The sequence below is a fragment of the Streptomyces alkaliphilus genome (assembly GCF_014141535.1).
GTDB classification, from domain to species: domain Bacteria; phylum Actinomycetota; class Actinomycetes; order Streptomycetales; family Streptomycetaceae; genus Streptomyces; species Streptomyces alkaliphilus.
The window spans coordinates 1-6,525 of the sequence record NZ_VKHT01000195.1; the positions used below are offsets into that span (position 1 = coordinate 1).

At 72.5% G+C, this 6,525-nt stretch carries 4 protein-coding genes; all 4 read right to left on the reverse strand.

From position 1 onward, the window contains the following. Positions 1-845: shikimate dehydrogenase (locus FNQ90_RS08930; RefSeq protein WP_182605871.1), on the reverse strand; the 845-nt coding region annotated here is incomplete at its 3' end. Continuing rightward, positions 823-3,057, reverse strand: coding sequence for an endolytic transglycosylase MltG (gene mltG / locus FNQ90_RS08935; protein ID WP_182605872.1), 2,235 nt, complete (start codon positions 3,055-3,057; stop codon positions 823-825). The genes mltG and FNQ90_RS08930, both read right to left, overlap by 23 nt. Before the next feature lie 125 nt (positions 3,058-3,182). Then, positions 3,183-3,659 (reverse strand): Holliday junction resolvase RuvX, encoded by a 477-nt coding sequence (ruvX, locus tag FNQ90_RS08940; RefSeq protein ID WP_143620403.1) that lies wholly within the window; start codon positions 3,657-3,659, stop codon positions 3,183-3,185. Then, positions 3,659-6,325: an alanine--tRNA ligase gene (alaS, locus tag FNQ90_RS08945; protein ID WP_182605873.1), complete on the reverse strand. Its 2,667-nt coding sequence runs from the start codon at positions 6,323-6,325 to the stop codon at positions 3,659-3,661. Before alaS ends, ruvX begins: the two co-directional genes overlap by 1 nt. Positions 6,326-6,525: the final 200 nt, after the last annotated feature.

The following is a 6,525-nucleotide window of genomic DNA, read 5'->3' on the forward strand; positions in this document are numbered from 1 at the left end:
GCGTCCCGCCCCGCCAGAGCTCGTTCCCCCGCCGCCCGCATGGCGGCGAGCGGAGCCGGGGACCGACCGGTCATCATCTCCACCTGGAGCACCGCCTGGTGGACCAGCAGATCGAGCCCGCCCAGGACCGCGCCCCCGCGGGCGGCCCAGGCGGCGGCCAACCGGGTCGGCCACGGTTCGTAGAGCACGTCGAAGAGGGTGCCCGGAGCCCCCGGCACCGCCTCGGCGAGGAAGTCGCCGGCGCCGGCCGGGGTGGTGGAGACCACCAACGGCAGGTGCAGGGAGTCGGCGGCCCGCTCCCACGGCTCCGGACGCACCTCCACGCCCAGGCGTTCACCGAGCGCGAGTACCTCGGCGACCCGGTGGGCGCCGCGCACATGGGTCACGACCTCGCCCTCGCAGATCCGGGCCAGGGCCGCGAGTGCGGAGGCTGCGGTGGCCCCGCCGCCCAGCACGGCCGCGGTCGGCACCCGGTGGACGCCGCGTTCGGCGAGGGCGGCCACCAGCCCGGGCACGTCCGTGTTCTCGCCGATCCGGCCGGCGTCCGGGTCGAACACCAGGGTGTTGACCGCCTCCACGGCCCGGGCGCTCTCCCCCACCCGGTCCAGCAGCGGGATGGCCGCGCGCTTGAGCGGCATGGTGAGGGAGAGCCCGGCCCACTCCGGGCCCAGTCCGTCGACGAAGCCGGGCAGCGCCGCCCCGTCCACCTCGAACCGGTCGTACCGCCATTCGGTCAGGCCGAGGGTCGCGTAGGCGGCCCGGTGGAGCTCGGGGGACAGGGAGTGGGCGATCGGCGAGCCCAGCACCGCGGCGCGTCGGTGCTCAGCCGATGCCCTGGCGCTCATTGAACTCCCTCCTGAGCTCTTCGTGCTCGTCCAGGGTGCGGGTGAAGGTGGTCTCCTCGCCGTCTATGGAGATGAAGAACATCCACCCCTCCGCGGTCGGGTCGAGGCTGGCCTCGATGGCGATCTCACCGGGGTTGCCGATGGGCCCCGGCGGCAGACCGGTGTGGACGTAGGTGTTGTAGGGGTCCCGATTGGAGTGGATCTCCCGCTCGGTGATGCGGATCTCGCTCTGCCCCATCAAATAGTTGTAGGTGGAGTCGAACTCCAGTTTCCGGTTGGTGATGTCGTTGTCCGGTTGGAGACGGTTGTAGACGACCTCCGCCATCTGCTGGAAGTCGTCGTAGGTGATGCCCTCCGCCTGAACCAGACTGGCGACGGTGATCACGTCCAGCGGGGAGTCCAACCCCAGGCCGGCCGCCGCGTCCTCGATGCCGTAGCCCTCGTAGACGTTCAGCGCCCGCTCCACCATCCGCGTCAGGACGTCCTCCGGGTCCATGCCCTCGGCGACGTCGTACCGGGCGGGGAAGAGGAACCCCTCCAGGGGGTCCTTGATGTCGGGGTGGCTGTCGGCCCACTCGGGCAGGTTGAAGTCACCGAGTTGGGCGACCTCCTGCGTGGTGCCCTCCGGAACCCCGAGGCGCTCGTCGATGGCCTGGTAGATCTGCTCGGCCCGCATGCCCTCCGGGATGGTGAGGACGTTGAGCGCCGAGGGGTCGGTGAGGGCGTTCACGGCGGAGGCGGCGGACATCTCCAGGCGGAGGGTGTAGACACCCGCCTGGATGTTGCTCTCCCCGGCCGCGGCGACGAAGGCACCGACACTCTTGACGACCCCGGCGTCCTTGAGGATGTTGCCCATCTGGGCGATCGAGGAGCCCGGCGGGATCTCCACCTGGACCGGATCGGTGCCCTCTCCCGCGAAGTCCTCCGGGGCGGCGAACCGGCTGTTGTAGAACTGGTACCCCTGGTACACGGCGATGCCGAGACCACCGGTGACCAGCACCAGGGCTGCCAGACAGCCGCACCCGGCGCGACGCTTGGGTCGTCCGCCACGGCCGGGGCGCTCCTGCGGGGCATCGCGGTCGGCGAAGTCGTCGGGTCCGCCGAGGTCGTCCGAATCATCGAAATCGTCGAACTCGCGGGAACCGCGGGAACCGCGGGGTGCGTCCGGGCCGTCGAGGGGGTCCGCCTGCCCCCGGCCGCCCCGACGGCGTCCGGTGCCCCGGGGAGCGGGGGGGTCGTCGTTCCCGAAGCCGGTGGAGAAGAAGTCGTGCTCCCCCTGGTCCGGGCCGGGGTCCCAACCCGTCTCGGGATCCGGGCCCGGCGGGTGGGGCGAGGTCCCGGATCGACCGCGCCCCGGGGCGCCCGACGGGTAACCGCCTCCCTGCTCCGGGGCGTACCCGCCATCGGGTGCTCCGTTCCAGCCCTCGGAGCCCTGCGGCGCGCCGGCGCCGCCCCAGCCGCCGTCCCCCGCCTGCTGCGGATAGCCGTAACCGGCGTGGGAACCACCGGCCTCACCCGGATTGCCGTACCAGCCCCCGTCACCACCGGCACCGTGCTGCGGGCTCTGCGGGGCCGCGGACTGCGCCTCCCCGTACCAACCGCCGTCCCCCGCCTGCTGCGGATAGCCGTAACCGGCGCGGGAACCACCGGCCTCACCCGGATTGCCGTACCAGCCCCCGTCACCACCGGCACCGTGCTGCGGGCTCTGCGGGGCCGCGGACTGCGCCTCCCCGTACCAACCGCCGTCCCCCGCCTGCTGCGGATAGCCGTAACCGGCGTGGGAACCACCGGCCTCACCCGGATTGCCGTACCAGCCCCCGTCACCACCGGCACCGTGCTGCGGGCTCTGCGGGGCCGCGGACTGCGCCTCCCCGTACCAACCGCCGTCCCCCGCCTGCTGCGGATAGCCGTAACCGGCGTGGGAACCACCGGCCTCACCCGGATTGCCGTACCAGCCCCCGTCACCACCGGCACCGTGCTGCGGGCTCTGCGGGGCCGCGGACTGCGCCTCCCCGTACCAACCGCCGTCCCCCGCCTGCTGCGGATAGCCGTAACCGGCGTGGGGATCGCCGGACCACTGCTGTTCCCCGCCGGACGGGTAACCGTGTTCGGCGGGTGGGGCATCGGGGTCACCACCCCGGGGCACGTCCCCGTAGAGCGGGTCCGCGGGGTGCCACGGTTCGGAGCCGGAGCCCCGGCCATACTCAGTCATCGATCCCCTTGTGACGCCGGGCGGCAGCCGCCCCCGGAATCCGGGTCCCGGGACCGAACATCCCTTCGCACGACCGGGGATGTTCGAATGGCTGCGGTGTCCTCCGGAACGTTACCGTACCGCGATCAGACAACCACTTCGACGCACTGCCCCGGCGGACCACCCGTGGAGCGTTCGATCTCCAGCGCGTGCTGCAGGATCTCCACCGCCGCCGCCTGGTCGATCCGCGAGCGTCCCCGCCGGCTGTTCACCCCGGCGGCCCTCATCCGTTCGGCGGCGGTGACCGTCGTCATCCGTTCGTCCACCATCCGCACCGGCACCGGGTCGGGGGCCACCGCCAGCTCCACGGCCAGCGCCCGGGCGAACTCCCGGGTCCGCCGGGCGGCGGGGCCCTCCGCGCCGCTGAGCGAGCGCGGGAGCCCCACCACCACCTCCACCGGTTCGTACTCCGCCACCAGGGTGAGGATGCGGCGCCGGGCGGCCGGGACGTCGCGCCCGGGTACGGTCTCCACGGGCGTCGCCAGAACCCCGTCGGGGTCGCAGGAGGCGACTCCGATCCGGGCCTCCCCGACATCGATCGCCAACCGCCGGCCGCGTCGCATCAGGATCGCCCGGCCACGAGCCGTTCGACGGCCTCCACGGCCTCGTCGACGGCGGCCGGGTTCTGCCCACCGCCCTGCGCGACATCGGGCTTGCCACCCCCGCCGCCGCCGAGGGCCTTGGCCGCCACCCGCACCAGATCACCGGCGCGCAGCCCCCGCTCGCGGGCCCCCTCGTTGGTGGCGATCACCGTCAGCGGCCGGTCCTTGACCACGGTGAACAGGGCGACCACGGCCGGGCGGGAGGCCGGGACGCGGCCGCGCACGTCCAACACCAGCCGGCGCAGGTCCTCGGCGGTGGTGCCGTCGGGCACCCGGGCGCTCACCAGCGCGACGCCCTCCACCTCGCGAGCCCCCTCGGCCAGCCCCGCGGCCGCCCGGAGGACCTTCTCGGCCCGGAAGCGGTCGATCTCCTTCTCGGCCTCCCGCAGGCGGCCCAGCATCCCCGAGACCCTCTCCGGCAGTTCCTCCGGCCGGCCCTTCAGCAGCTCGGTGAGCTGCGAGACGACCGTGTGCTCCCGGGCGAGGTAGCGGTAGGCGTCGGTGCCCACGAGCGCCTCCACCCGGCGCACCCCGGAGCCGATGGAGGACTCGCCCAGCAGCTTCACCAGACCCAGCTGGGCGGTGTTGTGCACGTGGGTGCCACCGCACAGCTCCTTGGAGAAGTCGCCGATGGTCACCACCCGCACCCGCTCGCCGTACTTCTCGCCGAACTCCGCGATGGCGCCCTGGCGCCGGGCGTCGTCCAGGCTCATGATCTCGGCGGTGACGTCGAGTTCCCGGCCCAGCACCTCGTTGATCCGCTGCTCGACATCGTTGAGCACGGTGGAGGGCACCGCGGTCGGCGAGCCGAAGTCGAAGCGGAACCGACCGGGGGCGTTCTCCGATCCGGCCTGGGCGGCGGTCGGCCCCAGCGCGTCGCGCAGCGCCTGGTGGGTGAGGTGGGTGGCGCTGTGGGCGCGGGCGATGGAACGTCGACGGGCCACGTCGATCGAACAGTGCGCCGCGGCCCCCACGGTCACCTCGCCGACCTGCACGACACCCTTGTGCACGATGACGCCGGGCACCGGCTGCTGCACGTCGCGCACCTCGATCACCGCCCCGGAGTCCAGCCTGATCCGCCCGGTGTCGGCGAGCTGACCGCCCCCCTCGGCGTAGAAGGGCGTGCGGTCCAGGACGACCTCGACCCCGTCCCCCTCCTGTGCGGCCGGCGAGGAGGCGCCGTCCACCAGGAGGCCGACGACCGTGGCCTCCCCCTCGGTGTGGGTGTAACCGGTGAACTCGGTGGCCCCGGCGACGTCCGCGATGCCCCGGTAGGCGGACATGTCGGCGTGACCGGTCTTCTTGGCCCGCGCGTCGGCCTTGGCCCGTTCCCGCTGTTCCGCCATCAGCCGGCGGAACCCGGCCTCGTCCACGCTCAACCCCTGCTCGGCGGCCATCTCCAGGGTGAGGTCGATCGGGAAGCCCCAGGTGTCGTGGAGCAGGAACGCCTTCTCGCCCGACAGGACCCGGCCCCCGGCCTCCCGGGTCTCGGAGACCGCGGTGTCCAGGATGTTGGTGCCGGCGCGCAGCGTCTTGAGGAACGCCGCCTCCTCGGCGAGGGCCACGGTCCGGATGCGACCACGATCGGTGATCAGCTCCGGGTACTGACGCCCCATGGTGGTGATCACCACCTCCACCAGTTCCCCGGCGACCGGGTCCGTGGCGCCGAGGATGCGCAGGTTGCGAATGGCGCGGCGCATGATGCGACGCAGCACGTAGCCGCGTCCCTCGTTGCCCGGGGTGACGCCGTCGCCGATCAGCATGACGGCGGTGCGCATGTGGTCGGCGATCACCCGCAGCGCGATGTCCCCGCGCTCGTCCTCGCCGTACCGGACGCCGGTCAACTCCCCGGCACGGTCGATGAGAACCCGCAGGGTATCGGTCTCGTACATGTTGCGCACGCCCTGCAGGATCATCGCCAGGCGCTCGAGGCCGAGTCCGGTGTCGATGTTCTTGCTGGGCAATTCCCCGAGGAGGGGGTACTCCTTCCCCTCACCCGGGCCGCGCTCGTACTGCATGAAGACCAGGTTCCAGATCTCCACGTAGCGCTCGTCGTTGACGGCCGGGCCGCCCTCGGGGCCGAAGTCGGGGCCCCGGTCGTAGTTGATCTCCGAGCAGGGACCGCAGGGGCCGGGAACGCCCATGTCCCAGTAGTTGTCCTTCTTGCCCAGCCGCTGGATGCGTTCGGCGGGGACGCCGACCCTCTCCCGCCAGATGGTCTCGGCCTCGTCGTCGTCCTCGTAGACGGTGATCCACAGTCGCTCGGGGTCCAGCCCGTAACCCCCCTGCGACACGGGGGTGGTGAGCAACTCCCAGGCGAGGGTGATGGCCCCCTCCTTGAAGTAGTCGCCGAAGGAGAAGTTGCCGCACATCTGGAAGAACGTGCCGTGCCGGGTGGTCCTGCCCACCTCCTCGATGTCCGGGGTGCGGACGCACTTCTGCACGCTGGTGACGCGCGGCGCGGGCGGGGCCGCCTCACCGAGGAAGTAGGGCTTGAAGGGCACCATCCCGGCGGGGATCAGCAGCAGGGTCGGGTCGTCCGCGATGAGCGATGCCGAGGGCACGACGGTGTGTCCGCGCTCCTCGAAGAAGCTCAGCCATCGGCGGCGGATTTCGGCCGACTCCATCAGTGGTCCTCTTTTCCGGTCGGGTGGTGGGTGGTGTTCCGGGCGGGGCCCCGGGCGGGGGGGCCGGCTGGGCTTGGCGCCGGAGGTACCGGATGTCCTGGCCAAGCACGTGCGGCCGGTGGTGGAGGAGTTGTTGGCGCGCAACGGGTTGGCCCTCCACGATCCGGTCGGCTGGGCGGTGCACCCCGGCGGGCCCCGGA

Bases quoted from the DNA above. Each gene is read 5' to 3' on its own strand.
- alaS (WP_182605873.1), bottom strand. From the start codon at position 6,325: ATGGAGTCGGCCGAAATCCGCCGCCGATGGCTGAGCTTCTTCGAGGAG.
- mltG (WP_182605872.1), bottom strand. From the start codon at position 3,057: ATGACTGAGTATGGCCGGGGCTCCGGCTCCGAACCGTGGCACCCCGCG.
- ruvX (WP_143620403.1), bottom strand. From the start codon at position 3,659: ATGCGACGCGGCCGGCGGTTGGCGATCGATGTCGGGGAGGCCCGGATC.